Annotated in this window: 21 protein-coding genes and 1 pseudogene; 9 read left to right on the top strand and 13 right to left on the bottom strand. The window is 58.1% G+C overall.

Translation table 11 applies throughout. The features are described 5' to 3' along the window. Positions 1 to 129 precede the first annotated feature (129 nt). From RCH09_RS07035 to RCH09_RS07030, 3 genes and pseudogenes are all read left to right on the top strand, one after another. The gene (locus tag RCH09_RS07035; RefSeq protein WP_326940341.1) at positions 130 to 1,314 is read left to right on the top strand and encodes a glycosyltransferase family 4 protein; all 1,185 of its coding nucleotides are present in this window, start codon (positions 130 to 132) and stop codon (positions 1,312 to 1,314) included. Positions 1,315 to 2,049: 735 nt separating this feature from the next. Continuing rightward, a pseudogene (locus RCH09_RS19705) lies at positions 2,050 to 2,505 on the top strand (InlB B-repeat-containing protein); the annotation flags it as partial. A gap of 96 nt (positions 2,506 to 2,601) precedes the next feature. Next, the gene (locus RCH09_RS07030) at positions 2,602 to 4,275 is read left to right on the top strand and encodes a hypothetical protein (protein WP_326940340.1); all 1,674 of its coding nucleotides are present in this window, start codon (positions 2,602 to 2,604) and stop codon (positions 4,273 to 4,275) included. Positions 4,276 to 4,309: 34 nt separating this feature from the next. On the opposite strand, the gene RCH09_RS07025 is transcribed toward RCH09_RS07030, so the two are convergent. Continuing rightward, positions 4,310 to 4,465 carry a hypothetical protein gene (locus RCH09_RS07025; RefSeq protein ID WP_326940339.1) on the bottom strand — a complete coding sequence of 52 codons (156 nt, stop codon included), beginning with the start codon at positions 4,463 to 4,465 and terminating at the stop codon, positions 4,310 to 4,312. 5 nt (positions 4,466 to 4,470) lie between these two features. On the opposite strand from RCH09_RS07025, the gene RCH09_RS07020 reads away from it, so the two are divergent. From RCH09_RS07020 to RCH09_RS07010, 3 genes are read left to right on the top strand one after another with little or no spacing between them, the layout of a single operon-like run. After that, entirely contained in the window at positions 4,471 to 5,763 is a 1,293-nt protein-coding gene (locus RCH09_RS07020) for a glycosyltransferase family 4 protein (protein WP_326940338.1), read from the top strand. A gap of 20 nt (positions 5,764 to 5,783) precedes the next feature. Continuing rightward, the gene (locus RCH09_RS07015) at positions 5,784 to 7,172 is read left to right on the top strand and encodes a hypothetical protein (protein ID WP_326940337.1); all 1,389 of its coding nucleotides are present in this window, start codon (positions 5,784 to 5,786) and stop codon (positions 7,170 to 7,172) included. A 13-nt stretch (positions 7,173 to 7,185) separates the two neighbouring features. Beyond that, a complete protein-coding gene (locus tag RCH09_RS07010; protein WP_326940336.1) occupies positions 7,186 to 8,325 on the top strand; it encodes a glycosyltransferase family 2 protein in 1,140 nt (379 codons plus the stop codon). A 16-nt stretch (positions 8,326 to 8,341) separates the two neighbouring features. On the opposite strand, the gene RCH09_RS07005 is transcribed toward RCH09_RS07010, so the two are convergent. The 5 genes from RCH09_RS07005 to RCH09_RS06985 form a co-directional block, all read right to left on the bottom strand. Next, positions 8,342 to 9,418 carry an XrtA/PEP-CTERM system-associated ATPase gene (locus RCH09_RS07005; RefSeq protein WP_326940335.1) on the bottom strand — a complete coding sequence of 359 codons (1,077 nt, stop codon included), beginning with the start codon at positions 9,416 to 9,418 and terminating at the stop codon, positions 8,342 to 8,344. A gap of 16 nt (positions 9,419 to 9,434) precedes the next feature. After that, positions 9,435 to 10,961 carry a TIGR03016 family PEP-CTERM system-associated outer membrane protein gene (locus RCH09_RS07000; protein ID WP_326940334.1) on the bottom strand — a complete coding sequence of 509 codons (1,527 nt, stop codon included), beginning with the start codon at positions 10,959 to 10,961 and terminating at the stop codon, positions 9,435 to 9,437. Further along, positions 10,951 to 11,835 (bottom strand): XrtA-associated tyrosine autokinase, encoded by an 885-nt coding sequence (locus RCH09_RS06995; RefSeq protein ID WP_326940333.1) that lies wholly within the window; start codon positions 11,833 to 11,835, stop codon positions 10,951 to 10,953. Before RCH09_RS06995 ends, RCH09_RS07000 begins: the two co-directional genes overlap by 11 nt. Before the next feature lie 12 nt (positions 11,836 to 11,847). Next, positions 11,848 to 13,425, bottom strand: a complete 1,578-nt coding sequence (locus RCH09_RS06990; RefSeq protein ID WP_326940332.1) for an XrtA system polysaccharide chain length determinant — start codon at positions 13,423 to 13,425, stop codon at positions 11,848 to 11,850. Between the two features lie 76 nt (positions 13,426 to 13,501). Then, the gene (locus tag RCH09_RS06985; protein WP_326940331.1) at positions 13,502 to 14,113 is read right to left on the bottom strand and encodes an XrtA/PEP-CTERM system exopolysaccharide export protein; all 612 of its coding nucleotides are present in this window, start codon (positions 14,111 to 14,113) and stop codon (positions 13,502 to 13,504) included. A gap of 296 nt (positions 14,114 to 14,409) precedes the next feature. Between RCH09_RS06985 and RCH09_RS06980 the strand changes: the two genes are divergently transcribed. From RCH09_RS06980 to RCH09_RS06970, 3 genes are all read left to right on the top strand, one after another. Further along, complete coding sequence (locus RCH09_RS06980; RefSeq protein ID WP_326940348.1) at positions 14,410 to 15,270, top strand: XrtA system polysaccharide deacetylase; 861 nt, start codon at positions 14,410 to 14,412, stop codon at positions 15,268 to 15,270. A gap of 889 nt (positions 15,271 to 16,159) precedes the next feature. Then, positions 16,160 to 17,065, top strand: a complete 906-nt coding sequence (locus tag RCH09_RS06975) for a porin PorA family protein (protein WP_326940330.1) — start codon at positions 16,160 to 16,162, stop codon at positions 17,063 to 17,065. Continuing rightward, a complete protein-coding gene (locus RCH09_RS06970; RefSeq protein ID WP_326940329.1) occupies positions 17,062 to 20,583 on the top strand; it encodes a hybrid sensor histidine kinase/response regulator in 3,522 nt (1,173 codons plus the stop codon). The genes RCH09_RS06975 and RCH09_RS06970 overlap by 4 nt, the downstream gene beginning before the upstream one ends. A gap of 85 nt (positions 20,584 to 20,668) precedes the next feature. On the opposite strand, the gene ccmI is transcribed toward RCH09_RS06970, so the two are convergent. Genes ccmI through ccmC form a run of 7 tightly spaced genes read right to left on the bottom strand, consistent with a single transcriptional unit; the run spans position 20,669 to position 26,323 of the window. Further along, a complete protein-coding gene (gene ccmI, locus RCH09_RS06965; RefSeq protein ID WP_326940328.1) occupies positions 20,669 to 21,895 on the bottom strand; it encodes a c-type cytochrome biogenesis protein CcmI in 1,227 nt (408 codons plus the stop codon). Next, positions 21,892 to 22,353, bottom strand: coding sequence for a cytochrome c-type biogenesis protein (locus tag RCH09_RS06960; protein WP_326940327.1), 462 nt, complete (start codon positions 22,351 to 22,353; stop codon positions 21,892 to 21,894). The genes ccmI and RCH09_RS06960 overlap by 4 nt, the downstream gene beginning before the upstream one ends. Then, positions 22,346 to 22,873: a DsbE family thiol:disulfide interchange protein gene (locus RCH09_RS06955; RefSeq protein WP_326940326.1), complete on the bottom strand. Its 528-nt coding sequence runs from the start codon at positions 22,871 to 22,873 to the stop codon at positions 22,346 to 22,348. The genes RCH09_RS06960 and RCH09_RS06955 overlap by 8 nt, the downstream gene beginning before the upstream one ends. A 27-nt stretch (positions 22,874 to 22,900) precedes the next feature. After that, a complete protein-coding gene (locus RCH09_RS06950; RefSeq protein ID WP_326940325.1) occupies positions 22,901 to 24,886 on the bottom strand; it encodes a heme lyase CcmF/NrfE family subunit in 1,986 nt (661 codons plus the stop codon). Further along, positions 24,883 to 25,392, bottom strand: a complete 510-nt coding sequence (gene ccmE, locus RCH09_RS06945) for a cytochrome c maturation protein CcmE (protein ID WP_326940324.1) — start codon at positions 25,390 to 25,392, stop codon at positions 24,883 to 24,885. The genes RCH09_RS06950 and ccmE overlap by 4 nt, the downstream gene beginning before the upstream one ends. Further along, complete coding sequence (gene ccmD / locus RCH09_RS06940; protein WP_326940323.1) at positions 25,389 to 25,577, bottom strand: heme exporter protein CcmD; 189 nt, start codon at positions 25,575 to 25,577, stop codon at positions 25,389 to 25,391. The genes ccmE and ccmD overlap by 4 nt, the downstream gene beginning before the upstream one ends. Next, the gene (ccmC, locus tag RCH09_RS06935) at positions 25,574 to 26,323 is read right to left on the bottom strand and encodes a heme ABC transporter permease CcmC (RefSeq protein WP_326940322.1); all 750 of its coding nucleotides are present in this window, start codon (positions 26,321 to 26,323) and stop codon (positions 25,574 to 25,576) included. The genes ccmD and ccmC overlap by 4 nt, the downstream gene beginning before the upstream one ends. Between the last annotated feature and the right edge of the window lie 121 nt (positions 26,324 to 26,444).

Genomic DNA, 26,444 nt, shown 5'->3' with positions numbered 1-26,444 from the left:
CGCAAGTAATGCGGATCGAAAGGAGCATCACCCAGAACTCAAAACGGCAGCGTAATTTGAACAAATTGGGCGACAACTAGCTTGAAAATTTCCGCATGGAAACAAAACAATATTCTTTTAACAAAATAAATGGATACTCCAACCAAGATTGTCAATTCCGTTCCATCAAAGCCGCGTGCGGTAGTGTGTGGGGGCGGCATTGGTATGTTCCCGCACTTGATGCAGCGCTTTCGCAACGAGTTCGACATCGTCGCAAGCATCACACCACGTATTTCTCCTTGGTATGCCTGGTGGTATCGCCTGGTTTCAATTCGTTGGCCACGCCATGTCTGGTACCGCAGGTGGCGTTACCATCTCGAAAAAACACCAACATCATTTCGCATGTTGTCCAAGGATTTCGCGCGCCAGATTGCGAAGCTCGACGGTCAGTACGACGTGATCCTGTTTTTGGGCGCCATGTTCTCGCCCGGCGTGCACAAGGGAAAGCGCCTGTTCGTCTTTACCGATTCGTGCCGCTGGCTTTCGTCCAGGAACGTGTTCGATGAAATTTCGCACTTTGCCAATCCAAGTGACGAAAAGGCATGGTTTGCGCTTGAGGGGCAAGTTTACAACACGGCATCCCGGGTCTTCGTCGGAAGTGATTTCGTACGGGATGCATTAATTTCACACTACAACGTCAGCCCGGACAGCGCTGTCACCACTGGCTTCGGCGCTGCTGCGGCATTTGGGGAACCCTACGAAAAGAAGTTTGATGGCAACACCATTCTTTATATCGGCAAAGGGGATTTCGAGAAAAAGGGCGGAACGCTGCTGATGAAAGCCTTCGAACGCGTGCGCGAAACGCTGCCATCGGCGCAGCTCCACATTGTTGGCCAGGACCGGCTCCCGGATGCCAAAGGCGTTATCAATCACGGTTTTGTACGGGATCGTGATCGACTGGTTGGGTTGATGCGGTCCGCACATGTGTTTGCACTGCCCTCTCTCGTCGACCGTAACCCGATCAGCATCCTGGAGGCAATGGCAACGTCGACGCCGTGTATCGCCTCTGACTATGGCGCAATGCCAGGAATGGTTGCTAACGCCGGGATCATTACACCCTGTGAGGATGTCGAGGCCTTGGCAAGTGCCTTGATCAAGATTCTGAGCGACCACGAACTCGCACGGAGGCTGGGTGAAAACGGGAGACGGCGCTACGAGACCATTTACAACTGGGATAGCGTCTGGCAGGTGATACAACATGAAATGAACCTGGCGTTGGGGCACACAGACTCAGAAACTTCAGCGCGGGCAACGAACAATCTGATGAACCAGTAATCGATGTGTCAACACCCTGATTTTACAATTACGTTCTGCATCAATAAGGTGAAGCGTACGAAGACGCTTCCACCTGATAGTGCCAATACCGCAACATCCCGCCCCCGCGAGTTGACAATTTGCTGTTGACCCAACAAATAGTTAACAAAAAGAAATACACCATCAACACCAAACTTTCCTTTTCGATAATGCGTTTTAGATGGAATGCAAAAATTTTGTTTCCATTTATCAATGCTTGAGAAAAATCAATCTCTGCTCAAAAACCATCAATCTTTGGAAAAACTTGTCGAAATTTCCAGATATTGATTGATTTAACAACAAAATAACTCACTTTAGCGTGTTTTTTCTCCGAAATCCGGGAATTTTCTCTGCTCCAACAACGTCAAACTTGCTTAGTGACTGCAAGAAAGGTTCGCCCACTAAAACTTTTTCGATTTAATAGTATTTAACACATTGCTTATCAGAAACTGAGCAGCTACACTAATATTGCTTTTGCGCAATATTCAAATTTCTGGTCGTTCACAGTGTCATTTTGATCACCAGTCGTACTGATCACCTTTTTTTCAGAAATTATTTCCTACAGGAACTAATTTTAGGGGATGTGTTTGCTGAAAATTATGTGTGGTCAGCATTGTAATTAACATTTCGATGTCTTGAGTAACACCTCGTCGTCCTCCACGCACATAACCAGTGGAGCTGCGGCAAGGGTACAAGACCAGCAACCTGGAGCCGTATATGAGCACCATCCAATACACGAAACATCGCACAGACACCGAAACATGGCGTGATTCCCAACAAACATCCTGGGGTCGACCTCTTTCCCTTGCCTTGTTTTCCGCAGCTCTCATTTCCGGATGCGGCGGTGGCAGCACGCCCGATGCCGCTGGAAGCACAGCACCCACAGTCACTTCAGCGACAGAAAATGCCACCATTGTGGACGCCTCGTCGTACTGGCGCCGCCGCGGCAAGTCGACGTTAACCCTTTCGACAACCGCTGGCGGACAAGTATTGTCGACGCCAAGTGGCATTTCTTGCGGAACAACCTGCAATGCACGCTATACGACCGGCAGCAGCGTGGCGCTGACGGCACAGCCTGCGTCAGGGTATACCTTCAAGCAGTGGACCGGCGCCTGTACTGGTACCGCCCCATCCTGCACCGTTACACTCAGCAGCAGCCTGACTACGGCGGCAAGTTTTGCCGCCGTCGTTACGGTTCCACCGCCAGTTACGCCACCTCCAGTCGTGGTGCCACCGGTCGTAGTGCCGCCAACTTCCGGAACTGCTCCGGTGATTCGTTACATCGACGCCGTCAGCGGTCCGGTGACCGGCGGTGAAGGCAACAATGGCGCCTACCTGTCGATCTTCGGCAACAACTTCGGCTCCAGCGGCATGGGCACGACCACCAAGGTCTATATCGGTGGCAGCGAAGTCGCCAATTACCGTTATCTCGGCACCGCCAAGGTCGGCAGCAAGCTCGGTCTGCAACAACTCACCGTGCAGGTTGGCAATCTCGGCAATCCGACTCTTGGAAAAGCCCTGCCGATCAGCGTCGTCGTCAACGGCGTGACCAGCAATGTCGACCAGACCTTCACGCCTAATCCTGGCCGCATCCTGTTCGTCGCCCAGAACGGCAATGACAGCACCGCCGTCGCCGGCGACATCAGCAAGCCGTGGCGTTACCTGCAAACCAGCGCACGTGGTGGCGCCTATGGCACGCTCCAGGCGGGCGACCATGTCGTCATCCGTGGCGGCAACTGGTCCGACACCGGCTTTGATGGCGCCTGGCTGCGTTTCCGCGATACCCAGCAACAGGGTTCCGCACCGACCGGCGCTGCCAGGACCGGCTGGATCCACATTACCGCCTATCCGGGGCCAGTCAGCGGCAACGCCATCGAGGATGTGCATTACTCGACACCGTCCGGCGTCAAGGGCGGCATCCAGGGTGCCAACTCAGCTTACTACGCCACCACCGGTGACTGGGTCTCGATTTCCAACCTGCGCATGGATGTCAGTGCCACCGCCAGTTCCGACGCGGCACCGATCAACGTGCAATATGGTGCCGGCCCATGGCGCGTGGTCAACAATGAACTCGGCCCATGGCTGTCGACGCTGGCCGCACCGGGCAACGCCAAGGGCGGCGGGGTAGCTGGCCATGGCGACAACGTCAAGGTGTATGGCAACAACATCCATGACATCGCCTGTGTCGGTGCGCTGGAAAACCACGGCATCTATATCGATTCCGGCGCTACCAACTGGGACATCGGCTTCAACTGGGTGCACAACATTACCGGCGGCAACCTGCTGCAGATGTTCGACAACATCGGCCTGGCCGGTAACAGCTACGTCGGTTTTCCGGCCAACTGGGCGGGCTTCAGCGGCATGCAGGTGCATCACAACTGGTTCGACGGCTCCGGCAAGTACGGTCTGAATTTGGCCGACAGCATCGTCTCAGGCAAAATCTGGAACAATGTCGTCACCGGTGCGACCTACTCCGGCCTGCGCATCAACACCATCTCGCAAAACATGGACATGACGATTGCGTTCAACACGTTCTATAACAATGACCGTGTCGTCAGCGGTTCCGGCAATGCCCAGGTCCTCAATACCTGGGGCAACTACAGTCCGACCGGCACCATCCGGATCTACGACAACCTGTTTGCCGCCGGACCAAACACCGTACATTCATCGACTTTCTATGAAAACATGGGCAATGCGGATGGCTATCTCGACTTCAAGCGCAATTTGTACTGGGATAGTGGTTATGGTTGGGGCACCGTAAGCCGTGATGCGTCGGGTCTGTATGGCGATCCAAAACTCACTGCTGCCCTGAAACTGGGTACCGGCAGTGCAGCGGTCGACATGGCAACCCAGGCGACTGCCATCACCGTGCTTGATGACCTCAGCGGACTGGTTTCACGGCCACGTGGTGCAGCCAAGGATCTCGGCGCATACGAGCAATAAAACAGTCCTGACTGTTTGACTGACCCATGGTCAGTCAAACCAAAAGCCCGCTCAGCATATTTGAGCGGGCTTTTTTTTGCGCGACGTCCTGCCCTGCCCTGGCCGAGGATGCTGGAGTCGGCTCTGAATCCTGAACGATCGAACCGTTGCCGAAATGAATTCCGTGTTCCGGAAAATATTGAAGAAGCATGTTTCATGTCAAGCCGCCTCAAAGCGCTAACGCGATCGCCGCTGACAGCGCGTTTTATAGTTGGCAAAACGTTTAGAATAGCGCACCAAGATCCACCTATTTCTTCTATCGTGCGCATCCTCTACCATCACAGAACCCAAGGCGAAGAGCCCGAATCAATCCACATCAAGGCGATTGTCGATGCACTCGGAGCTCTCGGTCACGAGGTCCTGGTAGTTGGGCCCGCAGCAATCCAGCACCAAGGGGCGCGTGGTAGCCGGCCATCCCTGCTGGGCCGCATAAAAAACGCGGCGCCGCGACTGCTGTTTGAATTGATGCAGCTTGGCTACAACATCGTCGTCGCGCACCGCTTGGCGAAGGCCATCAAGCAATTCAAGCCACACCTTGTCTATGAACGATACGCATTGTTCAATTTTGCAGGCGTTCGGGTGGCAAAACGATATGGCATTCCACTCATTCTTGAAGTTAACACTCCGTATGCACAGGCATGGGCCAAGTATTACGGACTGTATTTGAAGACACTGGCTCGCTGGCTTGAGAAACGCATCCTGCTGGCCGCAAGTCACATCATCACTGTCACCGAAGTACAACGCGAGTTACTCGTTCATGAGGGTATTCCGCCGCAACAGATCAGCACCTGCCACAACGCAATCGATCCGGACTGGTTCAATCCCGAACGCCACTTGAATCCGGATCTCGCGGCCGAGCTTGGTCTGATGGCGCCCGTGATTGGCTTTGTCGGCACAATGAACCGATGGCAGGGAATGTCGGAATTTCCTGCGGTATTGCGCTCCGTGTTTGCGCGCTGCCCCGAAGCGACTTTCCTGTTTGTCGGCGATGGTGAATTCCGCCAATCCCTCGAAGACGTTTGCGTGTCGGAAGGTTTTTCTGACCGCGTTGTGTTTACGCGCCGCAAACCCCATGCCGACGTGCCACCACTGGTTGCCCTGATGGATATAACAGTCCTGCTCAATTCGAATGCCTACGGCTCGCCAATGAAAATTTTCGAGTACATGGCGATGGGAAAGGCCATCGTTGCACCCTCTGTCGCACCGGTGCTCGAGGTACTCCATGATGGTCAAACCGGTTTGCTGATCGAACCCGGTGACACCACAGAAATGGCTGATCAGATTGTCAGGCTGATCCGCGACCCGGCATTGCGTGATCGGCTAGGCAAAGCGGGACGTGCGTACGTGACGAAACACCATACCTGGCATCAGAATGCCCTTAAAATCGTCTCCATTTATGGCCAGCAAACGCTCGCCACCGCGAGCAAGGAAAGTGCCAGTACATGTTGAAAAGACGGATTGATCTCTGGTTGCCCACCTATCTGGCATCAGCCCCGGCACGCCTCTACCAGCGCTATCGGCGCGCGACCCGGCACACTCACGTTATCTTCCTGATTTGCGACCACTTCGAACCCCAGCACGCAATTCAACGTCCTGAACAGGGTGGCGAACGCCTCAAGGCGTGGAGCGAGGGTTACGCCGCATTTCAGGAGCGCTGCCGCAGTGAATTTGGCACGGCACCCGTGCACACCTGGTTCTACCCGCCGCATCACGGGGTTGAGCATCTTGCTGATCTCGCTGCCATGGCCCACGCCGGGTTAGGTGAAGTGGAGCTGCATTATCATCATGACGGCGACACCGAAGCGACGCTGGAACGGGATCTGCGCAGCACCCTCGACGAGTACCATCGCTGGGGCCTGCTGCTGACGTCGGGCCATCGCCCTGAGCCATCGTTCGGATTCATTCATGGCGATTGGGCGCTGGCAAACTCCGGTGGAGGCAAGCACTGTGGCGTCAATAACGAATTGCATATCTTGCAGAAGCTGGGTTGCTGGGCTGATTTGACGATGCCCTCGGCAAATGCGTGCCAGACACGCAAGATCAACGCCATTTATTACGGCACCGGCAGCAGCGAACATCCCAAAGGACACGACTGGGGTCCGGACGCCCAGACCGGTGCGCCGGATCAGGACGGCTTGATGATGATACAGGGCCCGCTCGGCATCAATTGGGCAGCGCCTTCCTATCCTCGCATCGAAAACGCGAGTCTCACCAGCGAAAACTGGGGACGGGCTGACCGTATTCGCAAATGGATCGACTGCCACGTTCATGTACAGGGACGACCGGAATGGCTGTTCGTCAAGCTGCATACGCATGGCGCAATCGAGAAGGACTTCGATGCGTTGTTTGGCGAAAAAGCCCTGGCAATGCACCGCGAGCTGAATCAGAAATATAACGATGGCAAGCGATTCAGCCTGCACTATGTCACCGCACGCCAAGCCTACAACATAGCGAAAGCCGCGGAACACGGGCAGAGCGGCGATCCCTCGGACTTTCTCGATTTCCGCGTCGCGCCGCCCACCACGGCACTCTGCGCCGTCAATGCCCGACACACGCTCGAACATTGCACAACCGACCACATGAAACTGAGTGCGATCGACGCTGACGCAACGACCTGCATACGTGCGCAGATTGGCCCGGCGATCGCTTACTTCGGGCGGCTGCGCGGCCTTGAAATTGACGTTGTACAACAGCGCATAGTTATTGACGCCGATGGTGCGGTCGAGCTGACGCTCAAAAGCGGTGCGATCCTCACCCCGGTGGACGGCGCGGCCCAACTTATTGCCGACAAGCTGACGGTCCGGCTGACTGTCCACGACCGGTGCTCGCTAAGCTACCGCATTTCCAACCACCCCTGAAAAACTGGCCGTTATGGAAATCTTCGTCTGGACCTCCATTTTCCTGATCATCTATCCCTATTTGATCTATCCGCTGATCATCGCCGTACTCGGCATGGCGCGACCACGCCCGGTCATGCGCGCGGCACAACTTCCGTCGATGACGATTCTGATACCGGCTTATAACGAAGCCGACTGCATTGCCGCCACCATCCAGAACAAGCTCGACCAGGGTTATCCTGCGGATCAACTTCAGATCATCGTCATTTCAGACGGATCAACCGACGGCACCGATGCGATTGTTGAGGGTTTTGCACAACGAGGTGTGCATCTGTTACGCCGCCGGGGGCGCGAAGGAAAGGCCGCCGCCCTGAATGAAGCGGTCGGACTGGCGCATGGCGACATTCTCGTCTTCAGTGATGCCAATACGCTGTTCGGACCAAATGCGCTGCAGAACATCGCTGCAAATTTTGCCGATCCTGACGTCGGATATCTCACCGGTTCGCTGGGTTTCACCATCGGCAACGGAAATCTCAGTGGCACCGGTGTAAGCGCCTATATGCGCTACGAAAATCTGGTGCGGCGGATCGAAACGTCTGTCGGATCGATCATCGGCGTCAACGGCGGCGTCGATGCAATACGCAGGAATCTGTACATCGATACCCCGCCACACCTGATCACCGATTTCATTTTGCCCCTGACCGTTATTGCCGCAAACCACCGCGTCATTTTCGACCCGTCGGTGACTGCTTTCGAGGCGCCAAATTCGGAGTTGGGTTCAGAGTTTCGCATGCGCGTGCGGGTCGCGTTACGGGCGCTGCAGGGGCTGGCATACATGCGCCGTCTGCTCAATCCGATCCATTACCCGCTCACCTGCTTTTGCCTGATCTCACACAAGGTGCTGCGGTATCTCGGTTTCGCTTTCATGATCGGCGCCATAGCGGGAAATCTGGTTCTGGCGATGAACGACAATTTCTACCGGATTCTGCTCGCGCTGCAGCTCGCAGCCTACAGCCTCGCGCTGCTCGGGTTGTTGCCGAATATCCCGGGCTGGCTGAAAAAGCTCACTGTCGTACCAGGCTATCTTCTCTTGTCGAACGTGGCGTTTGCAATTGCCACGTTGCGCTTTTTCCGCGGCGATACCATGGCAGTCTGGCGTCCGCGCGCCGGTTGAGTCGCTCGGGTGCGCGTTATTCGGACTGCGCCTGTTCGGGCTTTTCGACGCGATCAACCAGTCGCCCCAGCAAGGCAAGCGCACTTGAATTGTTTCGTAACAGACCATCCAGCGCGGCCTCGATCCGCGCCATGCGCTGTTCCACCTGCGTCATTCGCAATGCCATGTCGTCCTGAATCAGATCGTCAATCACTCCGCGCGATTCCGTGGAACCGCTCACCGCGACCGCGTGCGGATGCAGCAATTCGGCGCCGGCGGGAACCGCCACCAGCTTCGGTGCAAAGGTTTCGCTCTTGATTTCCCGAACCACCTCGAACACATCCGATTCGGAAAAGGTGCGCGTGTCCGAAAGGAATCCGGTCAATAGCAGTCGATCACAGATTGTATTGATCCGCCTGGGAATGCCACCGCTGGCCTCATGAATTGCAGGGAAAACGTCGGGCGAAAACTGGGGTGATGACTTCCATCCGGCGCGCGTCAGCCGATGCTCGATATACGCCTGGGTTTCTTCGCTATCGAGCGGGCCAATGTGGCACGCCGCGATGATGCGTTGCCGCAGCTGCGTCATCTGCGGGCTCTGCAGTGTGTGACGGAATTCGGGTTGTCCAATCAGAAAACTCTGCAACAGCGCGTGCGTGTCAATCTGAAAGTTGGACAGCATGCGCAGTTCTTCAACAGCCTGCATGCTCAAATTTTGTGCCTCATCCACAACCAGCAGGCATCGCTTTCCGGCGCGATAGGCATCGCCAAGAAATTGCTGCAGTGCCAGGAGCAAATCCGCTTTGTTGAGTGAGGTGGTCGGGATGCCGAATGCCGCACTCACCATGCGCAATGCGTTTTCCGCATCCAGCTGGGTACTGACCAAATGGGCAGAAATGATCGAATCCCGATCGAGCTTGCTCAGGAGATTGCGAACAACGGTGGTTTTTCCCGCCCCCACCTCGCCGGTAATAATGATGAACCCCTCGTTGCGATGCATGCCGTAATCGAGGTACGCCATTGCACGCCGATGTTGACGACTGCCAAAATAAAACGAGGGATCAGGGTTGGCCTGAAATGGCTTGTCGGCCAGGCCGTAGAATGCTTCGTACATGAGAAAATCCAGGACTCTAAAAACGCTGCGACAGGGTGGCGACGACCGCATTCTCGCGGAAGCTGCCATTGATCGAGCTGTCAAATCGGGTGCCGCGCGCTCCCACCGAAACCAGGGTTTTCGGTGCAACCATGAACGTAATCGAAAGCGCTTGCGTCAACTGATTCTTGGTCAGGTTTGCCACGCTCAAGCCATCCGTTCGAAATCTGGTGGTCAGGAAGTTCAACGTGGCCGATGGGGTAAGCCGGTGCGTCCAGGACACTGTGGCGCTGCGTTCACGGATAAGGTTACTTTGCGCGAAACTGTCAGTCGCACTCGTTGAATTATCGAGTGCCTCCTGGTCGCGCTGGATGAGAATCAACTCGACGGTATCCCTTGGCGCCAGCCAAACCACGGAGGCGTCGCGTACCCGATTGATAAACAGACGGGAGGTCTGGACGGCGCCGGAAGTCAAGTCGGCGGTTGTCACGGCAGATTGTTCCAGACGGGCACGCACGGCCTCGGCGCGCGCAGCGGGATCAGGAATACTTGCCGCCAGCAGGTCCGACATCAGCACGGCGATCGTGCTCTCGCCAGAAGTTGCCAGCAAGCTCGACAAATTGGTCACATCCTTGATGTCCGAGTAGCGCCAATTCAGCAATGCTGTCCGATGGCTGAGCAAAAAGCTGTGACTCGATCCGAAAAATCGCCGCTCTGCCAATGCCGCCAATTGCGTGCGAGGGCTTGGCGCCCACTGCAAACCGATACCTGGGGTCGAACCACTCTTCTTGGTCGCGGTGTCGAAGTTGGCTTGTTCGGTCCCATCCGACACCAGCAAATTAAACTGGGGTAAAACTTCGATCGTCACGCCTGCGCGCAGGCGATTGTCGTCGCGGCTGCCGAGGATGTCATTGCGCACGTTAATGAAATCACCGTCGACAAACCAGCCGATCTTTGCACCTGCCGAATTATTCTTGAGCGAACCTATCCATTGCGTGACATAAGTGTTGGCAAGGGCGGCATCATCAGAACGCGATGCGGTCGATATTTCGCGCAACTGATAGGCAACGAGATCGGCAACGCTGCCTTTTACATAAGGGGAAACTGCCACCGTCCTGGTTTCCGCGCGGTTTGCCAGGGCACTCCTGTTATCGGTGGCAACTGGGGCAAACGCGGACGCATTACGTTGCCCGATGCTGGCATTCGCGTCGATGTACAGCCATTTGTCGACCGCCTCCAGCGTCGCAGAGGAAGTCAGCGAGTTCAGATTTTGCCGGATCGACGGACTGCCCGAGTAGTAAAGACTATCGAGCTGATAATCAAGATTTGCTTTCAGGCGAGCGCCACCGCCAACAATCCGGATTCCAGGGGAGATATCCGAAATCCAGCCGCGCACGGGCGATTCCGAAATCAGGGTCACGTTGGAACTATAGGTCTCCGAGACGTCGACCCTGGGGACGATCAACCATGCTTCACCGCGCGCAGTCGATGCGCACAAGACCGTTGCCGCACCCACGAGGCAACACTGACGAACAAGGGAAAATGCAGCAGGCCTAGCGGTCATAACCATAACCATAGCCATAAGCCGTCTGACCAAGACTGCGCGATTGATTCAGCACCATGTACTTGACAGGGCATGCTGCGATCGTGCCAAGTGCTTCCTTGACCGCGCTTTGCAGCGTATGTTCGGCGCGGACGACGAAGACGATTTGCCCCATTTGTGTTGCCAAAGCACGCGCCTCGGTAGTCACCAGCAATGGCGGTGAATCAAAGATAACGATCCGATCCGGGTACCGCTCTGCCATTTCCTCCAGCAACGACGCCATCGCCTGGCTCGCCAGCAGTTCGGTCGCCCGAGCCTGTGGCGTGCCAGCCATCAAGAGATTCAGTTTGTCGACATTTGTGCGCAATAACACTTCGCTCAATGGCAAGGATTTGTCTTCCAGCACATCCAGCAAGCCTTTGCGCGGGGCCAAACCCAGCAAGGTCGGCAAGGAGGGTTGCGCGACATCGGCATCCACCAGCAGGACGGTGCGCTCGAGCTCCATAGCAATGCTCATCGCCAGGTTCAGCGCGGTAAAACTTTTGCCTTCTTTCGGCATTGCGCTCGTGACCATGATCAGGTTCGGATGTCGAATCGGGGCACCGGGACGACCCGCAACATTCGCAAGAAGCGGGCGCTTGAGAACCCTGAATTCTTCAGCGATCATTGAACGCGGCGCATCGGGCATGACGAACCCGGCGCTGGACAACTTCTGGAGATCAATCTCGACCTGGATCGATGCAGGGGCCTCCGACGTCACGACGCCCGCTTGCGCGGCAGACGGCCAGACAGTCAACAAATCCGGCGTTGATGGAGTCGACGTGGATGGCACCGGCGCTGAGTCCGTCTTGGGCAATCCCTCCAGATGCTGGGCGGCTTTCTCGATGAGGTTCATGGGGTTCCCTTTTTACGTAGCCGTCTTGGTCAGCATTAAACCGGCAAATACGACGGCGAAATAGACACCCATCAACGCAACAGCAGTTTGGGTAAATCGACGTGTCCCGCGTTTCGTTTCACGAGCGGAATTCTCGTTGGGAACGACTGATATCACACCCAGCAATGGCAAATCGGTAGCCTGGCGCAACTGCAGAGAATCGTAAAAACGCGCCCGGACTTCCTTCAGAAGAAACGTCAAACCGATTCCCGCGCCCGCAGCCAGCACCAGTGATGCCAGCAACATCAACACACGCGACGGCGATTTTGTCGAGGGCGAGACCCGTGGCGGATCGATCAACCGAAAATCCCCGACGCCGGCGACAGATTGCATGTCTCCGGCAATGTTGGCCGACTCACGGCGCGATATCAGATTTTCGTAGTTCTTCTTGTTCACATCATAGTCACGGTTGAGTTGCGCAAGTTCTGCTTCGAATTCGGGGACCCTGCGCGCCATTTCACGCAGCTGGGTTAAGCGGGCCGAATATTCGCCCACGCGCGCCCGCAGCGAAGCAACCGAGGCCTCCGCCTGGGCAAGCGAAACCTTGATTTGCTCAGAAGCACGGGGACCCGTGTTGATTCCCTGAGGAACCAGCGGAATGCCCTCCTTCCGGTATTCCGCCGCGAGCTGGCTGCGCTGCTGCTCAAGCTCGCGAATAACACGGCGGGTTCCTGCGACGTCCGGGTGACTTTCGGTGTAGCGCTGCAACAGCGCGTCAAGATTGCGCTTCATCGCATCGGTGCGCGCATCGATTTCCGCGATGGTCTCGCCGGCCGGCGTCAGGCGGGCCGCGGGCGTGCCGGTTTCACTCTCGGACGATAGACTGCGGCGATAGGCATCGCGCGAATTCTCCGCCTCGCGCAACTGCAGTTGGGCCTGATTCAGTTGCTCCCCGATGTTTGCCATCTGGGCGAAGTAGTCCTTGCCATCGCCGGAAAGGTTACCTGGCGCGTTGGCCATGTTATGCAGCTTGAATTCCTTTAACCGTGCTTCCGCTTCGAGCAGCTTTTTTTCGTAGACACTGGCCTGCTCGTCGAGAAATTGCTTCGCGGCGTCGGTATCGTTACTCCGTCCACCCTTGCTCGACTCAATGAACTTGGCAACCAGCAGCTCGACCATGTGCTTTGCGCGCATCGGCACGGTGTCACGGAACTTGACCACAAACACGTTATCCCGCTCACCGGAATTCTGGATCTCGAGCGTCTGGATGACATCGTCAATCAGGCGCTCGCGCTGCTCGGGTGTTTTCGCCTTTTCGCTCAATCCGGTTTCCTGGATCAATTGATCGACATTCGGGCGACTGATCAGCAAACGACTCAGCAGAGCGACACGCTGGCTGTTGTCTGGCTGTACGGTCATGCCGACCATCAGGGGTTTTAAAATGGAATCCGTGTTGACGTAGATGCGCGCCGACGCTTCGTACTTCTTCGGAATCGCCAGGACGACCACGGCGCCGATCAGTGCGATCGCCCAGGCAGCAAAAAGGCCGAGCCAGCGATACCGCCACATTGCTCGCAGATGCTGCAAAGCGTCGAAAATTATTTTGTCCATCGATTCAGGTTTCGCTGGGTTGAGCCACGTCAGGCGTCGTTAAATTGCAAATGGCCGTCGCCGACAAGCACGAAGATCAGAACCAGCTTTGCGGAATGATGAGAACGTCGCCCGGGCGCATCTCGACATTGGCGGAATAGTCACCGCGCTTGATGAGATCACTGATGCGCACACTGTATTGCTTGTTCCCGTCAGTTGTCCGCAGGATGGTCGCCCTGTTGCCATTGGCAAAATCGGTAATCCCGCCGACGGCAATCATGACATCCAGCAAAGTCATTTTCTGGCGGTAAGGAAGGACCTGTGGTTTCGCCGCCTCGCCAACCACGCGGATCTGTTCGCTGTATGGACCGACAAAATTGGTGACGACCACGGTGACGACCGGATCGCGAATGTACTTGGTCAACGCAACTTCAATATCACGGGCAACGGTGGTCGCGCTCTTGCCGATGGCAGAAAGGTCTTCCACCAGCGGCGCGCTGATTTTGCCGTCAGGACGAACCGGAACCGCCATCGACAATTCGGGATTGCGCCAGACCACGATGTTCAGCGTATCGCCCGGCCCGATGAGGTAATCGTAGTCGGCTGAAGCGGCCGAGACTGGCGCCGGTGGAAACGATGCACAACCAGTGGCGGCAAACGCCACGATGATCAGCAAACCAAGAACCCGCAGGAAGAATGATCGCGACATGCTTTATGCTTTCTGAATGAATGCCCGGCTTTACGGAGCGGAAAAACCAACCTGCTTTTGTGATAAAACCAACGGATGTGATCATGACACCAAAACTTCCGAAAGGATATCCTTGCCCCGTTAAGTGAGTCTCTGTTGCCACATCAATGCAGCGTGAATTGACCTTCGGCAGTCTCCGTAGAAGTAAAATCGGGGTCGACGCCCCGTTCTGAAAGCATGTCGCCAGCGCAACCGCCCACCAAGGAAAACGTAAATTGAATTCAGAGCCCATTTCTGTACGCCCGATCGTCAACGCGATGACCGTGGACGTTGAGGACTATTTCCAGGTTTCCGCCATGGCGCCACATATTGACCGTGCCGACTGGGAGGACATCTCCTGCCGGGTGGAAGCCAATGTAGATCTGTTGCTGCGGGTTTTTTCCGAAAGCGGCAACCGCGCGACGTTCTTCGTCCTTGGCTGGATCGCCGAGCGCTATCCGGACATGGTCAAGCGCATCGTCGCGCAGGGCCATGAACTGGCCAGCCACGGCTACGGGCACTTGCGCGCCACAGACCAGACCGCCGACGAATTTGTCGAGGATATTCAACGCGCAAAAGCGATTCTGGAGGATTTGTCCGGGGAACTGGTGCGCGGCTATCGGGCGCCGAGTTTTTCAATTGGCGACTCGAACCCATGGGCATTCGATGCCATCCTCGCCGCCGGATACCAGTACAGTTCAAGCGTTTACCCGGTCCGCCACGATCACTACGGCATGCCGGATGCGCCGCGCTTCCCCTATCAGTCGCGCGAGGGATTGCTGGAAATTCCCATCACAACCGTGCGTACTCTTGGCCGCAATTTCCCGGCCGGCGGCGGCGGCTATTTCCGGTTTCTGCCCTACTCCGTATCGAAAATGGCCATCGACAAGGTCAACCATGACGATGCCCGTCCGGCGATCTTCTACATGCATCCGTGGGAAGTGGATCCGGACCAGCCACGTATCGACGGCGTCGGCCTGAAAACCAGGTTCCGGCATTACGTCAACCTGTCGCGCACGGAATCACGCCTGCGCCGTCTGACGCAGGACTTTCGTTGGGATCGGGTCGATCACGTCTTTAGCGAGGAGCTTGCGCGTAAGGCGGATCAGTCGTTGCCGGAACAGCTTGCGACGACTTGAACAATGGCTGGTGCCCGAGGCCGGAATTGAACCGGCACGACCGTAAGGTCGAGGGATTTTCTTACCACTTCGACTTTCGCCGCCAGCGTAAACGCTGTTCGTGGTCTGGAGCACGCCTTCACCATAGTCTTGCGACCGTAGGTGCCCGCCGTCTGCTCTCTACACCTTCCATCGAACCTTTCGGATCGAGGCTTGGCTCGGTGTTGGCTCGGATTCTTGCAGCATCCAGGGCTTTCGCCGAATTTGACGGGTTTCACCTCCTGGGTTTCCCCTGGAGGGCTCAAATTACTTTAAGTCCCTTGTGTCTACCGATTTCACCACTCGGGCTAGACTGATTCGTTGCCGAACCGATGTTGCGCCTAGCTACGCTAGGCTTGTTTCAACTGTACTTCTCTACTGGTTCCTACATGACACCTAGCAGCCAGAGGGCTGTTGGTGCCATTTGCACTAAAGCCCGGGAAACCCGCGCCATTTCAGGCTCTGCGCCGACTTCCCCGATGAGAAAAAGACTTGACAAAGGAGTTTTTAAGTCTCTTACGTCTACCTGTTTCGTCACTCGGGCATTGCATTCTGCCGGGTGCTGGAGAGGTTTTCGCCTGCTCGCCGACCGACATTTTGAAGCCGCCGATGGTAACACAGCCATGCCCGGTATAGCCGCCGTTACGCTGCTTTTCGTCGATTCTCCATCGTTCTTCAACTGCCCGCTGACCTGCGCCATCAAGGTCCGTTAAATAATCCAAAAGTTTCCCTTCGCCGATAACGCTTACCATTAGTTAACTTATATACTTCACCAAGGTGCAGCCTGGCAGGCCCGGTTGCCCTCACCCGCTTTCTGCTCAGGGCGAAAGTGCTCTGGTTGGTAATACGTATCAGTTGCCGGAAACCTGGCTTGTTCGAATTTCCGTCTGTCCGGAAAGGGGATGGCGCGGTGAAATTGCGAAACCTGATATCGATCCTGGTCCTTTGCCTGCTTGCTGCAGCAGAGGTTCGTTGGGTTGCTCCGCTGCTGATGCGGGTCCCCGGCGACTACCAGGGCGAACTGGAATTCGAAGGCCAACTGGAGCAGCGTCCGGTGGCCGACGGGCAATGGTCGCGCAATTACCTGATCGTTCGCCGAATTGACCAGACACTGGCAAGCTCCGGTGATCGCATCGTTGTCCAGGCTGGCCTGCGCTGGACAGATACCGACGGCAATGTCATCGCCGAGAGCCGGCACGTTTATGGGGTGGACCGGTTTACCAGAATGAATTTGCCCGAGTACGGCGATGTTCGCCGAACCGGACAATTCCTGTTCCCGTTGCACACCGGGCGGAAAACCCACGGTTACTGGGATCCACACTCCCCCGGCTTTCGTCTGGCCGTGTTTGACCATAGCGAAACAATCAATGGCATGGAGACATACGTCTTCAATTTCTCGACGACCGGGGTTGATCAGGATCCCGGCGTCGGGCCGGGGCGCGTCACCGTGCGCGGCGATGTCGCCGGCAAACTATGGATCGAGCCTGCCTCCGGTGTGCTGACCGACTTCACGGCGCAGGGGCAAAAATATACCGTCGATGTTGACAGCGGCGCCCGCGGCGAGGAGCGCGAACACTGGCGCCTGCAGATGACTTCGGCGACAAAGACACGCCAGGTTCAACATGCACGAGCAACAAGAAATGCGCTTGCACTGCTCGAACTGGGACTCCCGGCACTTCTTCTCGTTGGCGCTGTGATTGCGCTATGCGTGGGGCTTCGCTCACGGCCAAAGGTCACCGCACCGGCCGATTTGCGGGTTGATTGGGACGCGATATGAGACGCCGCTACAGCCTGTTCCTGCAGATTGCTGGCGCCCTCGCGATTTCGTCGGTGGTCCTGCGCATACTGCTGGGCATACCGACCATCAACATCGCCCTCGACAACGTGCAGAAAAAATCGGCAACGGCGCTCTTCGCTTCCGCAAGCGAAAAGGAAATGCATCTGAATGACTGGCTCAACAGCCAGCAGGCCGATGTTGAGGTGCTGGCAAAATCGGCTGAGCTGGCACGTACAGCCAGTGCCCTGTCGGCAACGGAGCGACAATCGGCGCGGTACCGCCAGGTGCACGCGCAGGTCATCGCGGAACTCGCAGCGCGTACCGAGCTGCGTCCAAGCCTGACGCTGGCGATTGCCAATGGCAACACCGGCACGGTCATGGCTGCCACGCGCGCTGAACTGGAAGGCCATTCGATTGCCGATCAACCGTGCTTTCAACAAGGGCGCGCCGGTTTATCGGTGCAGCCAGCAAGCCGCGGCAAACTCCTGCCAGAGCCGGCAACGATGCTCTGTACACCACTGCGCGGCACAACGACGACAGGCACGGCAGTCGTCATCGCCTGGATTGTGGCATCGGAGCTGGAGCATATTGTCGCCCACCGATCCGGTCTCTACAGATCGGACGACGCCTACCTGATCAATAGCCAGGGAGAACAGGTTACGGCAAGCCGGCTGGCCGTGAATCATGGCGACAGTGCATGGATCGCGCCGGACCCACAGGCGGTCAAACTGGCCCTGTCCGGCAAAACCGGGATGATTGCCGGCACCGACTTCAGCGGCGCGCCGGCATTGATCGCCTATCGATGGCTGGATCGCCAGCGTCTCGCCTTGATCACCTCGATCGAAAAAGACGAGACCGTCGAGGTTTTGCGCGAGCTCGAGCCCTCGCTTCTCGCCAACGGCGTGGCGTTCCAGGCGGCTGCCATCCTCCTGGCGATTCTGGTGGCACGCCTGATCGTACGGCCCATCCATACCCTGTCAGAAGCACTCACCCGATTTGGCCGGGGCGACCTGTCGGTCAGGCTGCCAACCAATCTCAGTCTCGAATTGGCCCAACTGGCCGTCGAATTCAACCGGATGGCCGATGCCATCAGCGAGAAGGAAAACCAGCTGCGCGCCAATGCCGAACAGCTTGAATTACGCGTGCAGGACCGCACCAAAGCGCTGCAGCGTCAGGCCAATCTGCTGGATCTGGCACACGATGCGATTATCGTGCGCGACCCGAATGGCACTATCCGGTTCTGGAATTACGGCGCGCGCGAAACCTATGGCTGGAGCGGCGATGAAACGATCGGGCACGATGCCCATGCGTTGTTGCGAACCCGCTTTTCCGTCACGCGAGAGCAATTCGATGCGACGCTTCTGGAGACCGGACGATGGGAAGGAGAGCTGACCCATCATCGCCGCGACGGCACGCCCATCGTGGTGGCGTCGCGGCAAGCTGTCAAATACGATGAAAAAGGCGCTCCAGCTGCGATCCTGGAAATCAACAGCGACATCAGCGAGCGCAAGCATGCCGAGGGATTGCTGACGCAGGCCAAGGAGGACGCCGAGGCAGCGACCCGGGCAAAAAGCGAGTTCCTGGCGAATATGAGCCATGAAATCAGGACGCCAATGAACGGCGTTATCGGCCTGACCAATCTGGTGCTGAAAACACCGCTGTCGCCGCAACAGCATGAATACCTCAATCTGATCAAGGTCTCGGCCGACTCGTTGCTGCGTCTTCTCAATGACATTCTCGATTTTTCAAAAATGGAGGCGCGCAAGCTGGAACTCGATGTGGTCGATTTTGATGTGCGCGAACTGATCGGCGATACGTTGAAATCGTTTGCAGCGAGCGCCAACGAACGCGCGCTGGAGCTGATTCATCATGTGTCGCAGGACGTGCCGGAACGATTGCAGGGCGATCCCGGACGGTTGGCGCAGATCATTGTCAACCTGACCGGCAACGCATTGAAATTCACCAAACAGGGCGAGGTCGTGGTGCGGGTGGTGCAAGAATCGCGCGACCACGAGTCTGCGATGCTGCGGTTCAGCATCGCAGACTCCGGCATCGGCATTCCGCGCGAACAGCAGAGCTATATCTTCAATGCGTTTGCCCAGGCGGACAGTTCCACCACGCGCGAATATGGCGGTACTGGCCTCGGGCTGGCGATCGTTTCGCAGCTGGTCGATCTGATGAACGGCACGATCTGGGTTGACAGCGAGCCTGGCAAAGGCACGACGTTCCACTTTACCGCACGCTTTACCTTGCCACAGCCACGGCGCCACGCCGTCTCGACCACGCGCGTTGCGGGCGGTCTCGAGAATATGCCGGTGCTGGTGGTTGATGACAATCGGTCGAACTGCCTGATGCTGCAAGACATCCTCAGTAGCTGGACGTTGCGGCCGGCACTGGCCGAGAACGGCCGCGACGGACTTGCGCTGTTGCAGGAAGCCGCCAACGCCGGCGCGCCATTTCGTCTCGTCCTGATTGATGCGCAAATGCCGGAGTTCGATGGGTTTGCGCTGGCCGAGGCAATCAAGCTTGGTCCGTTGCGCGCGACGGCCATCGTCATCATATTGTCGTCCAATGAGATCAGCGGCGAAGTTGCCCGTTGCAAGGCGCTCGGTCTGGACAGAATCCTGCAGAAACCCATCAAGCAGTCCGAGCTGTTTGATGCGATTTCGACGGCCATCATCGACCGCGCGGATGCCAATGTGCCGGCCCGGGAAGACGTGCCGGGTTTGTCCGACCAGGCCGCCGTGCCTTTACACGTGCTGATTGCCGAAGACAATCTGATCAACCAGCGTCTGATCATCGATATCCTGCAGGAGCGCGGCCACACGTTCCAGCTCGCAGCCACGGGCATCGAAGCCTTGCAACTGTTCGATGCCTTCCGCTTCGAGGTGATTCTGATGGACGGGCAGATGCCAGAGATGGACGGCTATGAGGCAACGCGCGAAATTCGGGCCCGTGAAGCCCGTACAGGCGGACACACGCGCATCATTGCCGTGACCGCCAACGCGATGAAGCAGGATCGCGACACGTGCCTCGCCGCCGGAATGGATGATTACATGTCAAAACCGATCGATCCGGATCAGTTGATTGCGCTGATCGAGCGCCCCGCTGCACCGGAACCCCGGGAAGAAGAAAAAAGTGTGGTCGGCCTGCAGGCTGCCAACGACGATACCGCCAGCGTATTCAATGCGTCCACCGCGCTGCGGCGCGTGCGCGGCAGGCGCGAGCTGCTGGACGAATTGATTCGCGCCTTCCTGCTGGACCTGCCGGCGACATTGGGTGAAATCGACCGTGCACGCGATGGTCGCGATGCGGCTTCTCTGGCGGCGCTGGCGCATCGCCTGTGCGGCGCTGCCACCACATTGAGTGCAGCGAATGTGGCGGAGGCCGCCGCACGCATAGAGCAACTGGGGCGCTCCGCTTCGCTGGACGAATGCGCCGCCGAAATCGCAACACTGCACCACTGTGCCGCACGCTTGCAGGAGGTCATGACCGCTTACACGCAACCGCAGTTCTGAGCGTCGCTCGGGCGGTAAGCGGTGTTACCCGCGTTGTGTCCGGCGCATTGCTCTAACTGCAGGCATCATCGGCCGCCCTGCGCCGTCATTTGCGTTCCGTGTTGATGTTAATGGCCAGCTTTTTCGATCCCGTTGGCACCGCGTCAAGCGACCCTTCGAAATCACCGGCGGAAGGCGTTGCGCTGCCTGATGCCGAAATCCGCGCACCCACGATCAACATTGGATATCCGGACAATTTGGCTTCGGGCACGACGCTCATGCTGTCGTCGAGCACAAACGTGATCGGTAAATCCTTGACCTGCCGGCGCAGCACGGCGAGCGGGAAGCGGGGTCCTTGCGCAGCCCGGGCGAAAATGAACACCGTGTCCGTGGCGGCGACCCGTGAACGCAAGGCGGGATCGAGCACGACGGTGCCGCTGACCGTGGTGGCGCTTGCCGACGGCGTTGCCGCCGCTGTCCTGGCGCCACCGGCCAATCCGCGGGCTTCGGCAATCCCCGTGCTGGTCAGCCGCGCCGTATCGGAATTCGACGGCACCAGGGCGAGGATTTTTTCCCACTGGGTCGCTGCCACGGCATAATCGCCGCGCTCGAATGCCGCGCTGCCGGACAGGGACAATGCCTTGACGTTGTTCGGATCCAGCACCAGCGCGCGCGCGATCAGCTGCTCAGGCTCGCCATGCAGCTTTTTACCCTGCGCCATGCCGACGGCAACGGCATAGTCGGCCATCGCGTCGGCATTGTTCGGCGTCAGCCCGATCAGATGCTTATACGCTGCGACGGCGTCCGGATAACGGCCCATGGCATGGTAGGAGCGCGCCAGCATGGTCCAGCCTTCGACGTCGTCAGGCCGGTCTTTCAAGCGTTGCGCGAGTCCGGCCACCATGCTGGCGATCTGTTGTTCGGTGACTTCAGCGCCAGCGGTGGCGGCGCCGGCGGCGCGCTCCGGATTGATGCCGGTCGGGTTGCCGACCAGCAGATACGTCGATACCGCAATGGCTGGCACCAGCACGGTAACGGCCAACGCACTCCAGTGCCTGCGTGACGCGGTTGCCGACATAGCCGCGACCGGGGTCACGTCTTCCGCCACGCGCTGTTCCAGCTCGTGGCGGGCGCTCTGATAGCCGGTGGCATCGATATTGCCGCGCGCCAGATCAGCGTCGAGTTCGCGCAACTGGTCGCGCAACACCGTCAGGTTTACCTCGGCGCGCAGCGCGTGCGATGGCGTGACGACGCTCTTGCGCAGCAAGGTTGGCAAAATGAATCCCAGCGCCACGGCGATGAGCAGCGCGGCGGTCAGTAAAAATCCGGTCATTTCTCTTCTTTCAAATCAGTCGTTGCGGCAAGCAAATTCGCTGCGCGCTGCATCTCTGCCGGCGGCAGTGGCGCTGCCTGCGGGCGTCCCCTCGCCAGCTTGAATCCCAGCAGGACCAGGCCACCCAGCATCAGCAGGAACGGACCGAACCACAATAGCCAGGTGCTGTTGTTGACCGGCGGACGATACAGCACGAAGTCACCGTAGCGCTGCACCATGTAGTCGTAGATATCCTTGTCGGCCATGCCCTGTTGCAGCTTCTCGCGCACCTGGTTGCGCAGGTCGACGGCCAGATCGGCATGCGAATCGGCGATGGTCTGGTTCTGGCACACCAGGCAGCGCAACTCCTGGGAGATGGCCATGACGTGGCGTTCCAGCGCCGGATCGGGCGCAGTCGCTTGCGCCTGTGCCACGCAACTCAGGGCAAGCAGCGCCAAGGCAAACAAAAATTTAAGCACGGTTGAGCTCTTTGATTAGCGGTAACAGTTTGTCGGCAATGATCTCGGGCGTCAGCGGCCCGACCAGCTTGAGACGAATCACGCCGAGCTTGTCGATGACGAAGGTCTCGGGCACGCCATACACGCCGTAGTCGATGCCGATGCGACCATCCGCATCGAACGCCGACAGCTGATAGGGATTACCGAACTCCTTGAGCCAGGCCATGCCATCAGCACGCTGGTCCTTGTAATTCAGGCCGATGATCGGTACCACGTTCTGCCGCGCGAAATCGATCAGCACCGGGTGCTCTTCACGGCACGACACGCACCACGAGGCCCAGACGTTGAGCAGCCAGACCTTGCCTGCCATCTCCTTCGGTTCGATGGTCTTGTCGGCGACTTCAAGCTGAGGAACCTTGAACGCCGGTGCCGGCTTGCCGATGAACGGAGACGGAATCTCGCGCGGGTTGAGGCGCAGTCCAACCCCAAGAAAAACGACCAGCGCGATAAACACGCCGAGCGGCAACAGAAAACGGTGCATGCGATTGACCTTGGTTGATGGAGCGGTTCAGGACGTCACAACGGCGCCGTGCGCGCGTGCCGCGGCGAGTTTTTTCTGGCGCGACGCCATCCGGTAGCGACGATCCGACGCGGCCAGAAAGCCACCGAACGCGATGATCAGGCAGCCGGCCCAGATCCAGGCCACGAACGGCTTGTGTTGCACCCGCACCACCCAGACGCCGGCACTGATCGGCTCACCCAGCGACACATACAGGTCGCGTGTAAAGCCGCGATCGATGCCGGCCTCGGTCATGGGCATGTTCCGCACCGTGAACAAGCGCTTTTCCGGCGTCAGCGTGACGACCTTGTTGCCATCGCGCGTGACCTCGAACACACCCTGGCTGCCGGTGAAGTTGCCGCCATTGATCGGCTTCAGACCGGCAAATTTGAAATCGTAGCCGCCGACGCTGGTGGTCTCGCCCACGCGCATGGTCACGTCGTTGGATACTTCAAGTCCCTTGACCAGCGTCACGCCGACCACGAACACGCCGATCCCGGCGTGCGCCACCAGCATGCCCCAGTAACTGCGCGGCTGGCTGCGCACCCGTTGCCAGATAGCGGTGCCGGCCGGCGCATGACGCAGGCGCTCCAGCAGGTTCGATCCGGTCGCAAGGAAAATCCAAACCGCCAGGGTTACCCCAAAGACCACCATCGGCGAGGACGACAACAGCAAGCCCGCCGCCACCGCAAAGAGCAGCGTTGCCAGCGCAATCAGACGCAATCGGTGCAACAGGTCCGCCACCGAGGATTCCTTCCAGCGCACGAACGGGCCGACCGCCAGCAGCAGCAGCACCGGAATCATCAATGGAACGAATACGGCTTCGAAGTACGGTGGTCCGACCGATATCTTGCCGAGATTGAAGGCATCCAGAAACAGCGGATACAGCGTGCCGAGCAGCACCGTTCCGGCCGCCGCCAGCAACAACACGTTATTGACCAACAACATCGATTCGCGCGAGAACAGGGCGAAGCGCCCACCCAGTCCGACCTTCGGCGCACGCCAGGCGAACAGGGTCAGCGACCCGCCAATCACGACGGCCAGAAACATCAGGATGAACAATCCGCGGCGCGGGTCGGTGGCAAACGCATGGACCGAGGTCAGCACGCCCGAGCGCACCAGGAACGTGCCGATCAGCGACAACGAAAACGCAATGATCGCCAGCAGCACCGTCCAGTTCTTGAAGCTGCCACGCTTTTCGGTCACGGCCAGCGAATGAATCAGGGCGGTGCCGACCAGCCACGGCATGAACGAGGCATTTTCCACCGCATCCCAGAACCACCAGCCGCCCCAGCCGAGTTCGTAATAGGCCCAGAAGCTGCCCATGAAAATTCCCAACGTGAGGAACATCCACGCCACCAGCGTCCATGGCCGTGACCAGCGCGCCCAAGCGGCATCAAGCTGGCCACCCATCAGGGCCGCCAGTGCAAACGAGAACGCGACCGAAAAACCGACATAGCCCATGTACAGCAGCGGCGGATGAATGATCATGCCGAAATCCTGCAGCAGCGGATTCAGATCCTGGCCGTTGGCCGCAGCCGGCAGCAGGCGATCAAACGGATTCGACGTGAACAGCATGAAGCACAGGAAACCCACACTGACGAGGCCCATCACGCCCAGCACCCGCGCTACCGTTTCATCCGGCAACTGACGACTGAACAGCGACACGGCGAAGGTCCACAGCACCAGCGTTTGCACCCACAGCAACAGCGAGCCTTCATGGCCACCCCAGGTTGCCGAGACGCGGTAATAAATCGGCAATGCCGAGTTCGAATTCTGCGCCACGTAGGCGACCGAAAAATCATTGTTGACGAACGATGCCACCAGGCAGGCAAAGGCAATCGTGACGAACACGAACTGGCCGTTGGCGGCCGGGCGCGCCAGCGCGATCCAGCGCTGATCGCCGCGGAACGAGCCAATGATGGGCATGATGCCCTGCACCAGGGCCAGGCACAGCGCCAGCATCAAGGCAAAATTACCAATTTCCGGAATCATTGCGCACCCTTGATTTCTTTGTTGTCGACCACCGTGGTGACCGTTGTCGCGGCCGATGTTGGTGCCGGTGCCGCGGCCTTGGCCTGCTGGGCTTTTTTCAGCGCATAGGCGGCGTCGGGTGGCGTGTAGTTCTCATCATGCTTGGCCAATACCTCCTCGGCCACGAACAGGTTGTCCTTGCCCAGCCGGCCCTGGGCCACCACGCCCTTGCCTTCCTTGAACAGGTCCGGCAGGATGCCGCGATAATTCACGCGCACTTTCTGGACCGTGTCGGTGACGACAAAGCTGACGGTGACGCCATCGCTTTCGCGTTGCAGGCTGCCCTTCTCGACCAGTCCGCCCATCCGGAAGCTGCTGCCGCGCGGGGCTTCGCCGGCGGAAATCTGGGTCGGCGTAAAAAAGAACACCAGATTCTTCTGAAATGCCGACAGCACCAGCGCTGTGGCCACGCCCAGGGTGGCGACGCCAGCGGCGATCAGGATCAAGCGTTTGTATCGTGGTTTCATCGTGCATTCTTTCGCGGCACGCTTGCGGCGCGCGCCTTGGCCAGCTGTAGACGTATGGTCTTGCCACGTTGCTTCAACAGCAGAATTTCCATTCCCATCAATCCGAACACCACGACGAACGAGCCCCACACGTACAGTGCATACCCGCCCATCGCAAAAAAATCATGCCAGCTCGCCCAAATCATCGCGTTTCTCCGCCAATGTGTTTACCCCACTCGGTATGGCGCTCGCGCTCCAGCACGATGCAGCGCAGTCGTACCAGCGTCACGGCGATCGTGTAAGCCCAGAATGCCAGCGCCATCAACAGCATCCCCAGCAGCATGGTGGCGGCCATCGTCGGCGCACTCTTGAAATTGATGGACGACCCCTGATGCAGGGTGTTCCACCATTGCACCGAAAAATAGATGATCGGAATGTTGATCACGCCTACCAGCGCCAACACCGCGCCCGCCTTGTCGGCGCGTCGCGGCTCGTCGATCGACGCCTGCAGCGCCATGAAGCCGACGTACAGGAACAACAGAATCAGTTCGGAGGTCAGGCGCGCATCCCAGACCCACCAGGCGCCCCAGGTCGGACGTCCCCACAAGGCGCCGGTCCAGAGCGCCAGAAAAGTGAACATGGCACCGGTTGGCGCCAGCGCGGTGGCCATCATCGATGACAGTCGGGTATTGAACGCCAGGCCGATCGCGGCCCAGAATGCCATCGCCAGATACACCACCATCGACATCCACGCCGCCGGTACATGCAGAAAAATGATGCGGTAGGCATCGCCCTGCTGGGCGTCGGTCGGCGCAATGAAAAACCCCACATACAGGCCGGCCAATCCGAGTGCGGCCGCGAGCATGAAAAACCATGGGACCAGCTTTCCGGCAATCGGAAAAAATGCTTGCGGCGCGGCGTATTTGAACCAGCGTGTGGCGGGCGCTGCCATGACAGCAGGCGACAACTTGTCGGAAAGGGACACCTTTATTGCGCTCCTGGAATTGAGAGGATGTCGGCCGCGTCAAGGCCGCAAGTAACGAGACGAAAAATCAACAACGGGTATCCGAAAA

It is taken from the genome of Actimicrobium sp. GrIS 1.19, assembly GCF_035984655.1.
Classification (GTDB): Bacteria; Pseudomonadota; Gammaproteobacteria; order Burkholderiales; family Burkholderiaceae_D; genus Actimicrobium.
The sequence above is the reverse complement of the archived record's forward strand: the minus strand, read 5'-3'. Positions and strand labels throughout refer to the sequence as shown.

Coding starts and splice junctions, on each gene's coding strand:
- RCH09_RS07035 (WP_326940341.1), top strand. CDS start 130: ATGGATACTCCAACCAAGATTGTCAATTCCGTTCCATCAAAGCCGCGT.
- RCH09_RS07025 (WP_326940339.1), bottom strand. CDS start 4,465: ATGCTTCTTCAATATTTTCCGGAACACGGAATTCATTTCGGCAACGGT.
- RCH09_RS07020 (WP_326940338.1), top strand. CDS start 4,471: ATGTCAAGCCGCCTCAAAGCGCTAACGCGATCGCCGCTGACAGCGCGT.
- RCH09_RS07010 (WP_326940336.1), top strand. CDS start 7,186: ATGGAAATCTTCGTCTGGACCTCCATTTTCCTGATCATCTATCCCTAT.
- RCH09_RS07005 (WP_326940335.1), bottom strand. CDS start 9,418: ATGTACGAAGCATTCTACGGCCTGGCCGACAAGCCATTTCAGGCCAAC.
- RCH09_RS07000 (WP_326940334.1), bottom strand. CDS start 10,961: ATGACCGCTAGGCCTGCTGCATTTTCCCTTGTTCGTCAGTGTTGCCTC.
- RCH09_RS06995 (WP_326940333.1), bottom strand. CDS start 11,835: ATGAACCTCATCGAGAAAGCCGCCCAGCATCTGGAGGGATTGCCCAAG.
- RCH09_RS06990 (WP_326940332.1), bottom strand. CDS start 13,425: ATGGACAAAATAATTTTCGACGCTTTGCAGCATCTGCGAGCAATGTGG.
- RCH09_RS06985 (WP_326940331.1), bottom strand. CDS start 14,113: ATGTCGCGATCATTCTTCCTGCGGGTTCTTGGTTTGCTGATCATCGTG.
- RCH09_RS06980 (WP_326940348.1), top strand. CDS start 14,410: ATGACCGTGGACGTTGAGGACTATTTCCAGGTTTCCGCCATGGCGCCA.
- RCH09_RS06970 (WP_326940329.1), top strand. CDS start 17,062: ATGAGACGCCGCTACAGCCTGTTCCTGCAGATTGCTGGCGCCCTCGCG.
- ccmI (WP_326940328.1), bottom strand. CDS start 21,895: ATGACCGGATTTTTACTGACCGCCGCGCTGCTCATCGCCGTGGCGCTG.
- RCH09_RS06955 (WP_326940326.1), bottom strand. CDS start 22,873: ATGCACCGTTTTCTGTTGCCGCTCGGCGTGTTTATCGCGCTGGTCGTT.
- RCH09_RS06950 (WP_326940325.1), bottom strand. CDS start 24,886: ATGATTCCGGAAATTGGTAATTTTGCCTTGATGCTGGCGCTGTGCCTG.
- ccmE (WP_326940324.1), bottom strand. CDS start 25,392: ATGAAACCACGATACAAACGCTTGATCCTGATCGCCGCTGGCGTCGCC.
- ccmD (WP_326940323.1), bottom strand. CDS start 25,577: ATGATTTGGGCGAGCTGGCATGATTTTTTTGCGATGGGCGGGTATGCA.
- ccmC (WP_326940322.1), bottom strand. CDS start 26,323: ATGGCAGCGCCCGCCACACGCTGGTTCAAATACGCCGCGCCGCAAGCA.